The following is a 15578-nucleotide window of genomic DNA, read 5'->3' as shown; positions in this document are numbered from 1 at the left end:
ACCCACAATTCATCCCAGGTGGGGCCGGTGACTCGTACACTGGTCTCACCTGGCACAACAACGTCGTGATCGCCGCTTCCGGCGGCGGTCGCAGTAAGGAAGACACATGGCACAGCTGCCCCCGCTCCCGCAGAACTTCACCTACTCCGCCGAACACGAATGGGTCGACGGCGCTGCCGATGAGCTCGTCGGCAAGACCGTCAAGGTCGGCATCACCGCCGTTGCCGCCGATGCCCTCGGCGAGGTCGTCTACGTCGACCTGCCCTCGGTCGGCGACACGATCACCGCAGGTGAGACCTGCGGCGAGGTCGAATCCACGAAGTCCGTGTCCGACCTCTACACCCCGGTGACCGGCGAGGTCGTCACCATCAACGAGGCAGCCGTGGACTCACCCGGACTGCTCAACTCCGACCCCTACGGTGAGGGCTGGCTGTTCGAGGTCGCCGTGACCGAGGTCGGCGAAGTCATGGACGCCGCCGGCTACGCCGAGGCGAACTCCCTCTGAGACTCGTTGTGAGGCTCGCATGAGTCTCACCCGTCCCGCCGAGGCGGCCTGCGGGGCTGCCTGACGGGACAGCCTTTCGAGGCGGATCCTCCGGGTGGAGGATGCAAACCCTGAAGCGGGGTCGGTCGAGGTCGGTGCCGACGCATTGTCGGCACCGACTCGCCCTGCACGTGAGTGCACGGCTGTTCGGTCGGCCCCGTCGTCATCTCATCAGAAACGAAGTGATTGCCATGCCATTGAGTGTCTTCGACCTCTTCACGGTCGGCATCGGACCGTCGAGCTCCCACACCGTCGGACCAATGCGTGCCGGCGCGAGCTTCATCGACCTCCTTAGCGATTCGCTTAGCTCCGTGGCGGATCTGCGCGTCGACGTATTCGGTTCCCTGGCCGCCACCGGAGCCGGTCACGGAACCTTCGACGCCATCCTCATCGGCCTCGAAGGCTGCCGCCCCGACCTCATCGAAGCCAACGAACTCACCGCCCGGCGGACACGGATGTCCGAGACCGGGACGATCATCCTCGGCGACTCGACCGGCAACGGTGTCGAACTCAAGTTCACCGAGGATGACATGGTCAAACGACCCCTGACCGTGCTGCCGCGCCACACGAACGCCATGACCGTAACCGCCTACGACGCCGCGGGGGAGACCCTCGCCGAGGAAACCTACTACTCCGTGGGCGGGGGATTCGTGACCTCGGAGACCGAGTTCCTCGACAAGGAGAAGACCGCGAAGGCGGACGCGGGAGACGGCGATGCCGAGTTCGCTGTCGCGGACTCCGTCGTCGACGCCGAGCTCGAGTCCTATGACGAAGAGCTGCCCTATCCCTTCCACTCCGGAGTCGAGCTGCTTGAGCGCTGCCGCGAGAACGACCTGTCGATCGCCGAGATCATGCACGCCAACGAACTGTCGATGCGTGATGACGACGAGATCCGGCACGGCCTGCTGCACATCTATTCGGTGATGGAGGAATGCGCTTCGGCGTCCCTGGACCGCTCGGGCTATCTGCCCGGTGGTCTGAAGGTCCGCCGCCGCGCGCACGACTGGTACCTCAAACTCAAGGCCGAGGACCCCGACCGAGATCCCGGCTTCTACCTCGAGTGGGTCAACCTCATCGCGATGGCCGTGAATGAGGAGAACGCATCGGGCGGCCGCGTCGTCACCGCACCCACCAACGGGGCGGCCGGCATCATCCCCGCCGTGCTGCACTATGCGCTCAACTATGTTCCCGCGATGATGGAGGGCGGCGAATCCGCGAAGCATCGGGCGATCGTCGACTTCCTGCTCACCGCGGCGGCCATCGGAGTCCTGTACAAGGAGCGGGCGTCGATCTCCGGTGCCGAGGTGGGCTGTCAGGGTGAGGTCGGATCCGCCTCGTCGATGGCTGCCGGGGGACTGGCCGCCGTCATGGGCGGGACGCCCGAGCAGGTGGAGAACGCCGCCGAGATCGCGATGGAGCACAACCTGGGCCTGACCTGCGATCCGATCTCCGGGCTCGTGCAGGTGCCGTGCATCGAACGCAACGCGATCGCCGCGGGCAAGGCCATCAACGCCTCCCGCATGGCGCTGTGGGGAGATGGCCAGCACCGGGTCAGCCTCGACGAAGTGATCGAGACGATGCGCCAGACCGGGGCGGACATGTCCTCGAAGTACAAGGAGACAGCGATGGGCGGCCTCGCCGTCAACGTCGTCGAGTGCTGAGGGCGGAGGGCGCGGCCCCGAGCCGCCGCGAAGCCGCTCACAGAGCCTCAGAACGCACAATCGAGCAACAGGCTTCCTTGCTGTCCCAATTCGACCGAAGTGACATGGAACACGTGGAACCCTTGTTCCAACTACATCCAAATGTAACGAAACGATAACGAACCTCCGGCGCGGTATGAGCGCGAAGGAGCGCCCCGTCACATCCCAACGATGCCATGGGCAAGGCCGGGTCTGTTACATGTCGGTAGGTCGGGGCGATCGTTGCGGAAGTGCCCCGAAATCGACGGTTTCGAGGTTGACGCTCAATCTCATCCCGTTAGGTTTGTTGGCGTGATTAACGCACTCGCTGAACCGAAGACGCAAATCGACGTCCGGACTCCCGAGCTGGAGGACGGACAACATCTATGGCGGCTCGCGAAAGATACAGCCGTGCTCGATCTGAACTCCTCGTACTCGTACCTGCTGTGGTGCCGCGACTTCGCGGACACCTCGGTGATCGCGCGAATCGACGGAGAGCCCGCCGGCTTCATCACCGGGTACACCCGTCCGGAGAATCCGGACACCCTGATGATCTGGCAGGTCGCCGTCGACGAGAAGTTCCGTGGTCACGGACTCGCTTCGACCATGCTCCACGAGCTGGCCGATCGCACCGGCGCTCTCCGCATGGAGACGACGATCACCGATGACAACGCGGCGTCCAACCGTCTGTTCCAGGCCTTCGCAGACCAGCGCGGAGCAGGATACGACCGGCGCCCGCTGTTCACCCCGGAGATGTACCCGGACGGCCACGACACCGAGTACCTCTACGAGATCGCACCCCTGTAACGAGCCCCACCCCCGGCACCCCGCAGCCCCCTGCCTCAAGGGAGCGAACGCGACAGGTGCCAGGAGGCGGAAGGAAACGCCCGCAATGAGCGGCAGCGGCCACCGCCTCGGCGACTGCACACGATGCAGCCGCACAATCAAGAAGTCGAAAGGACTCCAAAGATGACCGAAACACCTTCTGACAAGCCCGACATCTTCGAAACTCGCGAGTCTGCCGTGCGCAGCTACTGCCGTTCCTGGCCCGCCACCTTCGCCCGTTCACAAGGTGCCAAGCAGTGGGACGAAGACGGCAACGAGTACCTCGACTTCTTCTCCGGCGCCGGCGCGCTCAATTACGGCCACAACAACCCGGCCGTGATGGGCCCGCTCATCGAATACCTGCAGTCGGGTGCCGTTCTGCACTCGATGGACATGAAGACCCCGGCCAAGCGTGAGTTCCTGCAGACCTTCCAGGACCTCATCCTCAAGCCGCGCGGTCTCGACTATTCCGTCATGTTCCCCGGACCGACGGGAACCAACACCGTCGAGGCGGCGCTCAAGCTCGCTCGCAAGGTGACCGGTCGCCAGCACATGCTCTCGTTCACCAACGCGTTCCACGGTATGACGCTGGGATCGCTGTCGGTGACCGGCAACTCGATGAAGCGAGAAGGCGCAGGCATCCCGCTGACCAACAGCTCGAAGATTCCCTATGACGACTACTTCGACGGCGAGGTTGCGGACTTCCTGTGGCTGGAGAAGGTTCTCGAGGACTCCGGCTCGGGCGTCGACAAGCCTGCCGCCGTCATCGTCGAGACCGTGCAGGGCGAGGGCGGACTCCGTGCCGCTCGCGCCGAATGGCTGCGCGCCCTGTCCGATCTGTGCAAGAAGCACGAGATCCTCCTCATCGTCGATGACGTGCAGGCCGGCTGCGGCCGCACCGGCTCGTTCTTCAGCTTCGAAGAGGCCGGCATCGAGCCCGACATCGTCTGCCTGTCGAAGTCGATCTCCGGTTCGGGTCTGCCGCTGGCACTGACTCTGTTCCGTCCCGAGCTCGACGTCTGGGAGCCCGGCGAGCACAACGGCACCTTCCGCGGAAACAACCCCGCGTTCGTCACCGCGACCGCCGCCATCAAGACTTTCTGGGCCGACAACGAGTTCCAGAACCAGCTTGCCGACACCATCGCCGCGCTGCACCAGCGCCTCGACGGAATCGTCGAGAAGGCCGAAGGTGCTTCGATCCGCGGGCGCGGCCTGCTGGCCGGCGTCTGCTTCGAAGACCTCGAAGTGGCGGAGAAGGTTGCCGCCTACGCCTTCGAGAACGGTCTCCTGCTCGAGACCTCGGGTGCCGATGACGAAGTCATCAAGATCATGCCGCCGCTGACGATCGACTCGCGCGATCTGCAGGCGGGCCTGGACATCATCGAGGCCGGAGTGCTCAAGTTCGCTCCCGCCGCTGCCAAGGCCGCACTGGCCTGACCCACCTCTGCCGGGCCGGCGTCGCAACTGTGGCGCCGGCCTGAGCTTTGGGTCGAACCGAGCTCACCAGCTCGATCGCCCAGCCGGGCTGACGGTTGCCGTTGATTTGCAGCGGTCGCCCGCGGTCCACCCCTGAATACTTTCACCGACCTTTTGCGAAAGGACCACAAATGTACGTAGTCAACCGCGATGACCTCAACGACACCGACCGCGATGTGAAGTCCGAGACCTGGCGCTCACGCCGCATGGTGCTCGGCAAGGAGCGCGTCGGATTCTCGTTCCACGACACCGTGATCTACGCAGGAACCACCTCCACGTTCCACTACCAGAACCACGTCGAAGCCGTGTATTGCGTGCAGGGCAAGGGAACGCTGACCGACCTGGAGACCGGGAAGGAATACCCGCTCCACGATGGCGTCATGTACCTCCTCGACGGAAACGAGAAGCACACCGTCGTGGCCGAGGAAGAGCTGCGCATGGCCTGCGTGTTCAACCCGCCGGTCACCGGTCGCGAGGTTCACGATGAGAACGGCGTGTACCCCCTCATCCTCGAGGATGAAGCAGCACCCGCGAACTGATTCAGTTCCCCTTTGAACGCTGAGTCGGCGAAAGCCGACTGAGCTTCACTCGCCGAGGCGGCCCGAGCATTGCGCTCGGGCCGCCTTTGCGTGTGGTTGAGTTGTGGGCTTGAGAAGCACAGTTGGGCGGCGAAATTGAGCGGCGCCGGGCAGACTTCAGGTGTGATAATCTTCGGTCATACAACTTTCAAGTTTCGTGACTTCTCGTTGCCGACTGCACATTCTTTGACTCCGACTCAGGCATCCCCTTCCATCCCATCTTCAGTTGGAGTCTCCATGAAGTTCCTCAAACGCGCCCTCGTGGCGTCAATTGCCGCTTTCGCCCTTGCCGTTGGTCCTGCTGTCTCCGCCGAGGCAGCGAGTGCGAAGTTCGACGTCACGAAGCTCTCTGCCAAGAGCATGGTTGTCTCCAATTCGAACTGCCGCAACGTCGACGTGACGATGGCTCACAAGAAATCGGGTGTTTCCGAATGGTTCGTCGATGTTGATGTCACTCGGAGCGGCGGAATAGTCGACTACGTGTCTTTCAGTCATGACGGCAACACGAAGCGAGCGCGTTCGATGGTCTGCCCGGACTGGTCGGGGCTCGGAAAATACACGCTCGGTCCGTCAGATGTCTGGGCGAACAATTCCAGCTTCTCGAAGTACGTCGACCGTACCGACTACACCAAGGGGTACTTCTACGTTCGCGGCAAAGCGTATGCGTCTTTGTCCTCGAAGCGCAGTGGAAGCACGGTCACGCTGACCTCGTCGTCGAAGGTCTACCACCCGGAGCGCTACGGGAAGATCAAGTACAGCCCGAAGGTGAAGTTCCAGGTCAAGTCCGGCAGCAAATGGAAGACGCTGAAGACGGTCTCCGCGAAGAAGGGCACGGCCACCTACAAGCTGAAGTCGAAGAGCAAGAAGTACTACCGTGTCACCTTCAGCCAGGTCAGCTGGGCAACCGGAGCGACCTCGAAGTCGGTCAAACGCTGACCGTCCAAAGAATGACCGGCACCTTTGGAGGCGATTCATCTCTGTTGGATCGCACCGAGGGTGCCGTTCTCTCTGTCCTGGCTCTGACCGGGGTACCGGTGTTGACGCCCTCCTGTTACGGTGGCCGCACAACCCGATCTGCCGGGGCGATGAGCGGCCGCGCCGCTGCACCGGCAGACGGCACATAGCGAAGGAAGGAGAAATGATGACAGCAGTGTCAGCTGCGACCGCAACTACAGATCTCTATCCGACTCGCTCCGGTGAGACCACAGAGGTTCTCCCGCGCACGGGTCCGATCGTCTTCGGCTCTCCCGAAGACGGCCCCCTCGAGGCGGCTGATCTCAAGCACTTCGAGGACGCGGGCTATCTGACGATCGATCAGCTCATCACAAGCGAAGAGCTCAAACTCTTCACCGACGAGCTCCACAGGCTTTCGCGCGACCCGGAGGTGAAGGCCGATGAGCGTACCGTCGTCGAAGCCGAGTCCGACGAGGTCCGGTCGATATTCGACATCCATCGCACCAATGAGATCTTCAGAAAGATCGCGAACGATCCGCGCCTCGTCGACCGTGCACGTCAGATCCTCGGAACCGATGTCTATATCCATCAGAGCCGGATCAACTACAAGCCAGGATTCGTCGGCAAAGAGTTCTCCTGGCATTCGGACTTCGAGACCTGGCATGCTGAGGACGGAATGCCCACTCCGCGCGCGGTGAGTCTTTCGCTGTCGCTGACGGACAACTACTCATTCAACGGCCCGCTGATGATCATGCCCGGTTCGCACAAGCGCTACATCAGCTGCGTGGGAGGCACTCCCGAGGACAACTATCGGAAGTCACTTATCATGCAGGGTGCGGGCACCCCGGATCGTCAGACTCTCAGCGACTTCGCCGACGAATACGGCATCGACGTGCTCGAAGGAGCGGCCGGCGGAGCGATCATGTTCGACTCCAACTGCATGCATGCGTCGAACGGCAACGTCACTCCGTTCTCGCGCTCGAATATCTTCATCGTGTACAACTCGGTGGAGAACACGTGTGTGGAACCCTTCGCAGCGCCGAAACCGCGTCCGGAGTTCGTCGGCAGCACTGACTTCACTCCAGCCGGTCGGTGACTCCTCCCATACGCAATGACTCCGGTCGCTGATGCCATGCGCCCGCCTGATACTCCCTGCGGAGTGAGCGCATCAGCACAGAAGGGGTCCGGTGCCGCAGTCGCGACGCCGGACCCCTTCTGCGTCTGCGCAGACCTCGGTGGGGATCTGCCGTGACCGACCATCCGGTCGCCTCGGCGAGGGCATCTGCCAACTCAGCGCGATCGATACTCAATGGGACCTCCTGAGGGTCGGGGAGACTGTCTTTCGGATCCTGGGGAATGAAAACACATCGGGCGCTCCTGCGAAGGGAGCGCCCGATGTGCGTTGTCGACTGCTGTTCGGCAGCATCACTCTTTGTCGGGGCGGACCTTCTTCCCGCGATCACGCCAGAACTTCGCGGTGGTCACCTCGTCGGTGCCGTCCCAGGCGTCGACCTCGGTATTGATGCGCTTGAACGTGGGCAGATCGCCGCGGCGGAAGATCGGTTCATAACCGGCTCTGCGCTGGTTCTGGTAGTTCTTCAGCAGCGAGAACACCAGCGGCGAGAGCATCAGCAGGGCGAAGAGGTTGATGAGCGCCATGATCGCCATGAAGATGTCTGCTGCGGTCCAGACCAGGTCGAGGGCCGCGATCGCACCGATGAACACCGAGACCATGACGATGACCTGATACACACGCAGCGCGACACGGTTCGTCGTCAGATGCTCGATATTCGCCTCGCCGTAGTAGTAGTTGCCGAGGATCGACGAGAACGCGAAGAGGAAGATCGCCAAGGTCAGGAAGTGGATCGCCCACTGCCCGAGCTGCCCGCTCAGCGCCGTCTGCGTGAGCTGGATGCCCTCAGCGGAGCTGCCGTACTCCGGATTCGACAGCAGGATGATGAATGCGGTGATCGAGCAGACGAGGATCGTATCGAAGTACACGCCCAAAGCCTGCACGAAACCCTGCTTGGCCGGGTGCGACGCCGAGGCCGTGGCCGCGGCGTTCGGCACCGAACCGATACCGGCCTCATTGGAGAACAGGCCGCGCTGCACACCGATGAGCATGATCGATCCCAGCGTTCCACCGGCGATCGAATCCATGCTGAACGCGTCGTGACGATCGTGGCGATCATCGACGGCACGGCACCGATGTTCATCACCACGACGATGATGCCGACGATGAGGTAGAGGCCGGCCATGATCGGCACCAGATAAGCGGAGATGTTCGAGATGCGCTTGGCACCTCCGGCGAAGATGAGGAACGCGGCGACGGCGATGATCGCGCCAGCCACTGCAGCGAAGACGCCGTCCGAACTCTCGACTCCGAAGGACGCCCCGACGGCGTCGACGATCGAGTTCGACTGCACCGAGTTGAACACGATGCCGTAGGTGATGGCGACGATGACGGCGAAGACCAGTCCGAGCCACTTCATATTCAGCCCGTGCCTGATGTAGTAGGCAGGACCGCCGCGGAAGTTCGGGCCGTCCTTGAGCTTGTACAGCTGGCCGAGTGCAGACTCGGCGAAGGCCGTGGCGCCGCCGACGATGGCCGTCAGCCACATCCAGAACATCGCACCCGGACCACCGAGCGAGATCGCTAAGGCGACACCGGCGATGTTCGCCGTTCCCACCCGCGAGGCTGCAGAGATCGAGAATGCGCGGAACGGCGAGATGTTCCGGTTGCCCTCGGAATCCCGTCCGCCCGGCTCGGTCAGGGTGCGGAACATCTCGGGCAGCAGGCGGACCTGCACCGCTCCCGTGCGGATAGTGAAATACAGACCAGTGGGGATGAGAACAGCCACGAGGATGTATGACGACACTCCGCTGACACTGTCAAACATACTTTGGAGTAACTCCATCGAACTGCGCCTCCTTCGGCAATCGTGCTGGAGAGGATCGGAGGTGCGGAACGCGGGAACTCCGTCCGTGGTTATACCCAGTCTGCCACCCCGGCTCCCGAGGTTCGGGCAGTGGCCCCTGCCCGAAGGGCGACATTCCCTTTCGGCCGAGTCAGCATCGGCCCAGGCGACGGCCAGTGTCGACACCGTCAGGATTCATGTTCCGTCCACTCTCGCATCATCCGGAACTTGCTCGGGCCGCCTAATCTAGGCGGCCTAGTGCTCATCGTTCGGCCACCGCGCAGCAGTTGGATCCGGCGTCCGAACGCCACCCGCAGTCTCCGTGGAGGAGTTCTGAAATGCCCATCACCCTCGCCACCCCCACCTCTGATCCCTCGCCCCGCGACCTCAGCGCCGCAGCCGCCGGCACCGTGATCGACCCTGCCCGAGTTCGAGTCCCGCCCCTGGTCATCGCACACCGAGGTGCGTCCGCCGATTGGCCGGAGAACACGATCCCTGCGTTCATCGCCGGCATCGACCAGGGCGCCGACATGATCGAAACCGACGTCCACATGAGTGCCGACGGTGAGCTCGTGATCATGCACGACACCACCGTCGATCGCACCACCGACGCCCGCACCCTGTACCCGAACCGCGAAGACCGCCGCATCGCCGGCATGAATGCCGCCCAGATCGCCACCCTCGATGCCGGAAGCTGGAAAGGTGAGGAATTCGCCGGGATACGCGTGCCCCGTCTCGCCGAGGTGCTCACTCTCGCCCACGACACCCGCACCGGTCTGCTGCTCGAGGTCAAGCATCCCGAGATCTATCCCGCAATCGCCGAGGCGATCGTGACCGCCCTGCGCGCCGTGCCGAACTATCTCGACCGGGCTTTGGCCGCCGGCATGCTCGTCGTCCAGTCCGCGAACTGGGCATTCGTCGAAGAGTTCCACGGACTCGCCCCGGAGATCCCGGTCGGTGTGCTCGGCCGACCCTGCCCGGACGAACTTCAGGACTTCGCCGACTGGGTCGACCAGGTCAACCCTGAATTCTGCGCCGCCGACGAGGACTTCCTCACCGCCATCCACGAACTCGGAATGACCAGCTTGGTATGGACCGTCGACGATCTCGGCGAGATGGAACGGGCGATCGACGTCGGCGCGACGGCATCATCACCAACGCCCCTGACCGCCTCGTCGAGGTTGTCGAAGCACTCTGATGACCGGGCGCTGCCCCAGCGTTCGAGTTCGAATCACAATGCCCGAACGCGCCGCATCAGTCACTCGTGCGGAGCGCGCGCCACGTCGCTGAGAGCTGACTTCCACGTCGTCGGATCGGTCACGGGGAAGCTGCGGCCGGTGACCTCCTCGGCGAGGATCCGGACGAAGTGATTCTTCGTGCCGGGCTGCAGCGGGGAGACGTCGAGCGAGACGGTGCTGCGCAGGTCGTCGGGAGCGGTGATCTCCTTCGCATCGCCTTTGACGACGACGCTGAATGCGGTCTCCTCATCGACGCCGTCGATCTCGAAGGCGACGCGGGGATGACTGCGCATGGCGTCGATCTTCGTGCCGTCCCCGGTGCGGATGACAAGAGCGGAATGCTCGACGGTGAAGTTGACCGGGAAGATCTCCGGGGCGTCATCGACGATGACCGCCAGTCGGCCGACTGTGGTCGACCGCAGGTGCTCCCAGCAGTCCTTGGCGTCGAGGGTCCAGGGTGATTCGGTGTTCATGGTCGTCCTCCTGTCCGACAGCGGTGGTCACCGTGTTCGGCTCCCTCCTCGCTGAGTTCTACATAGTGTAGAAGAAGCGCGGCTGAGGAGGAAGAGGTGTTTGCCCGTCGGATGATGTGGTCTCACCACGTGGGGCGGCTCAGCTGTGGGCGAGCAGTCTGCGGCAGTCGCGGGCCGGCTCAGTCGTGGGCGGGCCGGCGGATCGCGCGGTCGTGGGACTTGTCGCTCTCCTCGTCGCCGGATAGGGCAGACTCTTCGTCGCGGGTCTGGGCGTCGTGGGTCGGAGCGCAGTTGAGCGTGCGGGCTGCGAGCACGAGGCTGCCGAGGACGAAGCCGAACATGGAGACGACCCAGCCCGTGTATCCCAGGCTGGAGACCGGTGGATATCCGACGGCGAGCAAGGTCGACTCCAGGCACAGAAGCAGTCCGCAGGCGACGACGACGAACGCCAGAGTGCGAGCAGATCGCGGTGTGGTGCCGGAAGAAGACGACCCGAGGGCCGGCTCATCGGCCGGCAGCGACCGAGACTCGGCGATGATCCGCAGGGCGGCGACGGCGGAGACGAGCCCGACCGCTGCGCCCAGAGCATTGACGGCATCACCGTACTCGAACCGGAACATGGCGTCGACGAACATGGTGCGCAGCAGCCAGACGAGAACCACGGTCCCGGCTGCGACGAACAACCCGGTGACGGCGGTACGCGAACGGCGGCGGATGGCGGTGGGGGCGGCCGCCTCGGCGATGGGGACGAGTCGAGCCGTGACCGCGGCCAGGGCGAGGGCCACGACGATCGGGAAAGCCACCGCCACGATGAGATTCAGGATGTCGAGGACCGAGAGGAGCATGGAAGCGTCGGCCAAGCCCTCGGTATCCGTGCCGAACGCGTCGATGGTGAAGATCGACTTCAGCAACGCGATTGCGCAGAGAACCACGGTCACGACGATGAACACGCTGCGGGGAATCGGGCGAAGGTCCCTGCCGACTGTGATCGCAGCTGCGCCGGAGACGGCGATGAGTGCCAGATGCAGGAGGCTCGGTCCCGGTGACGACACAAAGGTATCCTGCGCCATGGTCTCGAGGAGCTCGGCGGCGATGCATGTGACGAGGAAGACGACGGCGGCAACGGCGGTGATGGCCATCTTGCGGGCGTCAAGGCCGATTCTCGGGTTGTGGGAGTCGGTGTTCGATGCGGTGGTCATGGCCTCATGCTCCCATAAAAACCAGTTCCCTTGTCGGCTGAATGGGGAGGATCTCGCACTGTCTTGAGCGTGATCTCGCACGAGACCGCCCGAAATGAGACGCTGGGGTCATGCCGAACGAACTCGCCGACTCGACCAGCCCCTACCTGCGCGCGCACGCGGACAATCCCGTGGACTGGCGGATGTGGACGAAGGAAACCCTCGCCGAGGCGGCCCGCCGTGACGTCCCCCTCCTCATCTCGATCGGATACTCCACCTGCCACTGGTGCCACGTCATGGCGCACGAATCCTTCGAGGACGAAGCAGTCGCGACGCTGATGAACGACCGGTTCGTGCCCGTGAAGATCGACCGCGAGGAACTGCCGGACATCGACGCCTATTACATGAACGCGCTGCAGGCGATGACCGGACAGGGCGGCTGGCCGATGACGATCTTCGCCACCCCGAGCGGCAGCCCCTTCTACGCCGGCACCTATTTCCCGCCCGCGCCGCGAGGAAACCTGCCCGCATTCACGCGGGTGCTCTCGGCCGTATCGGCGACCTGGACGGACCGCCGCGAGGAAGTCAACCAGATGACGTCCCGGATGGACCGCGGGTTGGCCGAAATAGCCGATGCCGTGACGAGTGCTCTTCCCGCCGAGGCAACCGCGGAGTCATTGACCCCGGATGAACTCGATTCCGCCGCCGCGGCGCTCCTCGATTCCTACGATCCGGCGTGGGGCGGGTTCGGCGGTGCACCGAAGTTCCCGCCGATGATGAACGTCCTCCAGCTCCTCGCGGCGTTCGTGCGCTTGGGTGGGACCGCCTCGGCGGGTGAGGGACCCGACAGCGGTGATTCGGCGCGCCCGGGAACCGGTGGGACCGCCTCGGCGAACGGGGGAGCGGCCGCTGAACATCCGATGGATCGGGTCCGGGCCGAAGGACGGCTCGGCTGGCTCGGCGCCGACGGGCACCTGACCGGCGAACTCGTCCTCGACTGCCTCATCGCGGTGCGTTCGACGCTGGCTCGGATCGCCAGCGGCGGCATGCGCGACCAGGTGCGAGGTGGAATCGCCCGCTACAGCGTCGACCGGCAGTGGTTCGTGCCGCACTTCGAGAAGATGCTCTACGACAACGCCCTCTACCTGCGCGCCGTCGTCGCCTGGGCGAAGGTCGAACGCACCCTGGACCCGGCGTCCAAATGGCTCGCATTGGCCGAACGCGAGATCGCCGACACCGCGAACTTCCTGATCAGCGACCTGTCGACCGACGACGGGTTCATCGCCGCACTCGACGCGGATTCGCTCAACTCGGCGGGAGACTCCGAAGAGGGCGCAGCCTACGTCTTCACCCCCGAGGAATTCGCGGAAGCCGGGCAGGCCGGTCTGCTCGGGCTTGTCGATTCCCCGGCCGGGGGCGAACTATCCGGCCAGGTGGTCGCGGCCGTGCGCATCATCGACTGGCTCGGCATGGAAGACGTGCCCTTCGACGCCGAGCACCCCGCGCCCTGGGACATCGACGCGACTCGGGCCCAGCGGGAGACGCTGGCGGCGATCCGCGCCCGACGTGCGCAGCCGGCCCGCGATGAGAAGATCATCACCGAGTGGAATTCCCTGGCCATCACCGTCCTCGCCGAGGCGGCCCTGTACAAGGGGGCCGTCGAGCCCGGCACCGCGGGCGCGCAGAACCCGGACACCACAGGCGCCGAGGGCTCCGGCGACGCCGAGGAATGGGGGCAGGCCGCCCTGCGCTTCTGGTCGCGATGCACGCCCGGTTCGATTCGACGGGCCGGCTCGCCGACCTGCGCCGCAGCTTCACCGACGGTGTCGCCGGGCCGGGCAGAGGCGGGCTGGCCGACTGGGCGCAGTTCATCACCGCCGGGATCACGGTCGGTCAGCTGCCGGGTGCGGCCGCCTCGGCGCCGGTCGCCTCGGTGCCGACTCTGGCGGGGCTGGGTGTGCGGATGCTCGACCTCTTCATCGGCGAGGAGGACGATGTCCTCGAGGTCAGTGACTCCCTCGGCGATGAGATCCTCGATGTCCGGGCCTCGGACCCCGTGGACAACACGGTGCCGTCGGGGCGATCGGCCGCCGCCGAGGCCGTGCTCCTGCTCGCCGAACTCGGAGCCGAGACCGAAAGGGCCGATGAAACCTTGACGGCCGGTCGTCTGCTCGATCTGCGCGACGGACTCCTCGGCGCCTACCGGGCGATCGCCGAACGCGCACCGCGCGGCTGCGGTCACGGGCTCTGGCAGGCCGAGCGCGCTCTGGCCCCGGTGCGGGTCGCCGGTCGGGACGAAGAGCTGCGCGGGACCGCGGCCAGGAATCCCGCCGTCACCCTCATCGTCGAGACCACCGGGGTGCCCGGACCGGACGGGGCGACCATCGAGGTGCCCGACGGGACGGCGATCGTCTGCCGCGGCACCCAGTGCTCGCTGCCGGTGCGCACGGTCGACGAACTCGAGCAGCTGCTGGCGCAGTGACGACCTTGTGCCGGGATCTCTGTCGGCCGCGCACGACCTGACCGGCCGCGCCCGCAGGCCTCAGCCGGCCGGCCGCGCCCGCGTTCGCGGCCTCAGCAGACCCCGCCCGCGGGTCTCAGCCGATCCCGCGACCTCAGCCGGCGTCGTCGGCGGCCGTCGCGGGACTGCGCGTCGAGGTGCGCACGCGCAGTCGCGGTTCGACGACGTCGTGGATGTCATCGCTGCGCCCGCCGATTCGGCTCCTGAGCAGTTCGACGGCGCGGGCGCCGAGCACCTCGGCGTGCTGCCGGACCGAGGTCAGACCGGGGCGGGCCCGACGCGCCAGCGCCGAATCGTCGTAGCCGATGACGCCGATCGACTCGGGCACCTCATGCCCCAGATCGGCAGCGGCGGCAATGACGTCGAGGGCCTCGACGTCATTGCGGGCGAAGAACGCATCGAAGCCATCGGCCAGGGCCTCTGACAGCTGGTTGGGCAGCGCCTCGGCGTCGGTGGACCGGTCGATGATCCGTGCATTCCCGTCCAGCCCGGCCGTGTCCATGGCTCGGAGATACCCGCGACGACGGGCCGCACCCGAGGGGCGGGACGAAGCGCTGACATGGGCGATGCGAGTGTGGCCGGCGGCGAGGAAGTGGTCGATGGCCAGGCTCGCCCCGTGCTCGTCATCGTTGTTGACGCTGTCGACGCCGGGCACCTTGTCCTCCGTGCGGCCGACCATGACCACCGGCGCTCGCCTTCCGGCCCGCTCGAGTGCCTCGGCGCCGATCCATGAGGACACGATGACCAGGCCGTCGACGCTGAGGTCGAGGAGCAGATCGATCCGTGCCTCGAGCCTGTCCCGTCGGTGCGTGCCGTGGGCGAGCAGGACCGACAGCCCCTCGTGCTCCGCGGCCTCCTCGACGGCGGCGGCGACCTCGGTGTGGTACGGGTTGGTCAGGCTCGAGAGGACGACGCCGATGGTCATCGTCCTGCCCTGGCGCAGGCTGCGGGCGAGGATGTTCGAACGATATCCCAGCGCATCGGCCGATTCCAGGATCCGCGTCCGGGCGGCCTCGCCGACCCCCGCATCCCCGCGCAGCGCCAGGGATACGAGTGACTTCGATACACCGGCGTGCGCGGCCACATCATTGATCGTCGGTCTGTGAGGCATATCGACCATTTTGCCCCAGAGTGGACCGGCGACGGTCACCACCTGTTATGGAACGTTCCAGAATTCCCATGCCGTTCACCTGG

The 15578-nt window shown here is 65.0% G+C and carries 13 protein-coding genes and 1 pseudogene; 10 read left to right on the top strand and 4 right to left on the bottom strand.

The window, feature by feature from the left end:
* The first annotated feature begins 106 nt into the window (after nucleotides 1-106).
* The 7 genes from gcvH (at nucleotide 107) to thpD (ending at nucleotide 7152) form a co-directional block, all read left to right on the top strand.
* Nucleotides 107-505, top strand: a complete 399-nt coding sequence (gene gcvH / locus AC2W7L_RS14415; RefSeq protein WP_486004979.1) for a glycine cleavage system protein GcvH — start codon at nucleotides 107-109, stop codon at nucleotides 503-505.
* Between the two features lie 230 nt (nucleotides 506-735).
* Nucleotides 736-2205, top strand: coding sequence for an L-serine ammonia-lyase (locus tag AC2W7L_RS14410; protein WP_486004978.1), 1470 nt, complete (start codon nucleotides 736-738; stop codon nucleotides 2203-2205).
* A gap of 330 nt (nucleotides 2206-2535) precedes the next feature.
* A complete protein-coding gene (ectA, locus tag AC2W7L_RS14405) occupies nucleotides 2536-3030 on the top strand; it encodes a diaminobutyrate acetyltransferase (protein ID WP_486004977.1) in 495 nt (164 codons plus the stop codon).
* A gap of 162 nt (nucleotides 3031-3192) precedes the next feature.
* Nucleotides 3193-4485: a diaminobutyrate--2-oxoglutarate transaminase gene (gene ectB, locus AC2W7L_RS14400; RefSeq protein ID WP_486004976.1), complete on the top strand. Its 1293-nt coding sequence runs from the start codon at nucleotides 3193-3195 to the stop codon at nucleotides 4483-4485.
* 170 nt (nucleotides 4486-4655) lie between these two features.
* Entirely contained in the window at nucleotides 4656-5063 is a 408-nt protein-coding gene (locus AC2W7L_RS14395; RefSeq protein ID WP_025778555.1) for an ectoine synthase, read from the top strand.
* A gap of 276 nt (nucleotides 5064-5339) precedes the next feature.
* A complete protein-coding gene (locus AC2W7L_RS14390) occupies nucleotides 5340-6038 on the top strand; it encodes a hypothetical protein (RefSeq protein WP_486004975.1) in 699 nt (232 codons plus the stop codon).
* Nucleotides 6039-6243: 205 nt separating this feature from the next.
* A complete protein-coding gene (gene thpD, locus AC2W7L_RS14385; protein WP_486004974.1) occupies nucleotides 6244-7152 on the top strand; it encodes an ectoine hydroxylase in 909 nt (302 codons plus the stop codon).
* A 329-nt stretch (nucleotides 7153-7481) separates the two neighbouring features.
* On the opposite strand, the pseudogene AC2W7L_RS14380 reads toward thpD, so the two are convergent.
* Nucleotides 7482-8842: pseudogene (locus AC2W7L_RS14380) on the bottom strand (alanine/glycine:cation symporter family protein).
* Nucleotides 8843-9312: 470 nt separating this feature from the next.
* Between AC2W7L_RS14380 and AC2W7L_RS14375 the strand changes: the two are divergent.
* A complete protein-coding gene (locus tag AC2W7L_RS14375; protein WP_486004973.1) occupies nucleotides 9313-10344 on the top strand; it encodes a glycerophosphodiester phosphodiesterase in 1032 nt (343 codons plus the stop codon).
* Here AC2W7L_RS14375 and AC2W7L_RS14370 read toward each other — a convergent pair.
* Both AC2W7L_RS14370 and AC2W7L_RS14365 read right to left on the bottom strand, forming a co-directional pair.
* On the bottom strand, nucleotides 10233-10685 hold the full coding sequence (locus AC2W7L_RS14370; RefSeq protein ID WP_486004972.1) for a pyridoxamine 5'-phosphate oxidase family protein: 453 nt from the start codon (nucleotides 10683-10685) through the stop codon (nucleotides 10233-10235). The two genes, AC2W7L_RS14375 and AC2W7L_RS14370, sit on opposite strands and share 112 nt — an antisense overlap.
* Nucleotides 10686-10864: 179 nt before the next feature.
* A complete protein-coding gene (locus tag AC2W7L_RS14365; protein WP_486004971.1) occupies nucleotides 10865-11884 on the bottom strand; it encodes a hypothetical protein in 1020 nt (339 codons plus the stop codon).
* Nucleotides 11885-11994: 110 nt separating this feature from the next.
* On the opposite strand from AC2W7L_RS14365, the gene AC2W7L_RS14360 reads away from it, so the two are divergent.
* Together AC2W7L_RS14360 and AC2W7L_RS14355 are read left to right on the top strand one after the other, a co-directional pair.
* Complete coding sequence (locus AC2W7L_RS14360; protein ID WP_486004970.1) at nucleotides 11995-14019, top strand: thioredoxin domain-containing protein; 2025 nt, start codon at nucleotides 11995-11997, stop codon at nucleotides 14017-14019.
* Complete coding sequence (locus tag AC2W7L_RS14355) at nucleotides 14016-14345, top strand: hypothetical protein (RefSeq protein WP_486004969.1); 330 nt, start codon at nucleotides 14016-14018, stop codon at nucleotides 14343-14345. Before AC2W7L_RS14360 ends, AC2W7L_RS14355 begins: the two co-directional genes overlap by 4 nt.
* 133 nt (nucleotides 14346-14478) lie before the next feature.
* Here AC2W7L_RS14355 and AC2W7L_RS14350 read toward each other — a convergent pair whose 3' ends face one another.
* Nucleotides 14479-15495: a LacI family DNA-binding transcriptional regulator gene (locus tag AC2W7L_RS14350; RefSeq protein WP_486004968.1), complete on the bottom strand. Its 1017-nt coding sequence runs from the start codon at nucleotides 15493-15495 to the stop codon at nucleotides 14479-14481.
* Between the last annotated feature and the right edge of the window lie 83 nt (nucleotides 15496-15578).

Source organism: Brevibacterium sp. LAARM3_SD1 (genome assembly GCF_057364765.1).
Note: the sequence above shows the minus strand (reverse complement) of the source record. Positions and strands in the feature narration are given on the sequence as shown.

What these genes read in the sequence shown, in the direction of transcription:
- AC2W7L_RS14410 (WP_486004978.1), top strand. Translation starts at nt 736, where the DNA reads ATGCCATTGAGTGTCTTCGACCTCTTCACGGTCGGCATCGGACCGTCG.
- AC2W7L_RS14395 (WP_025778555.1), top strand. Translation starts at nt 4,656, where the DNA reads ATGTACGTAGTCAACCGCGATGACCTCAACGACACCGACCGCGATGTG.
- AC2W7L_RS14365 (WP_486004971.1), bottom strand. Translation starts at nt 11,884, where the DNA reads ATGACCACCGCATCGAACACCGACTCCCACAACCCGAGAATCGGCCTT.
- ectB (WP_486004976.1), top strand. Translation starts at nt 3,193, where the DNA reads ATGACCGAAACACCTTCTGACAAGCCCGACATCTTCGAAACTCGCGAG.
- AC2W7L_RS14375 (WP_486004973.1), top strand. Translation starts at nt 9,313, where the DNA reads ATGCCCATCACCCTCGCCACCCCCACCTCTGATCCCTCGCCCCGCGAC.
- AC2W7L_RS14370 (WP_486004972.1), bottom strand. Translation starts at nt 10,685, where the DNA reads ATGAACACCGAATCACCCTGGACCCTCGACGCCAAGGACTGCTGGGAG.
- gcvH (WP_486004979.1), top strand. Translation starts at nt 107, where the DNA reads ATGGCACAGCTGCCCCCGCTCCCGCAGAACTTCACCTACTCCGCCGAA.
- AC2W7L_RS14350 (WP_486004968.1), bottom strand. Translation starts at nt 15,495, where the DNA reads ATGCCTCACAGACCGACGATCAATGATGTGGCCGCGCACGCCGGTGTA.
- AC2W7L_RS14390 (WP_486004975.1), top strand. Translation starts at nt 5,340, where the DNA reads ATGAAGTTCCTCAAACGCGCCCTCGTGGCGTCAATTGCCGCTTTCGCC.
- AC2W7L_RS14360 (WP_486004970.1), top strand. Translation starts at nt 11,995, where the DNA reads ATGCCGAACGAACTCGCCGACTCGACCAGCCCCTACCTGCGCGCGCAC.
- thpD (WP_486004974.1), top strand. Translation starts at nt 6,244, where the DNA reads ATGACAGCAGTGTCAGCTGCGACCGCAACTACAGATCTCTATCCGACT.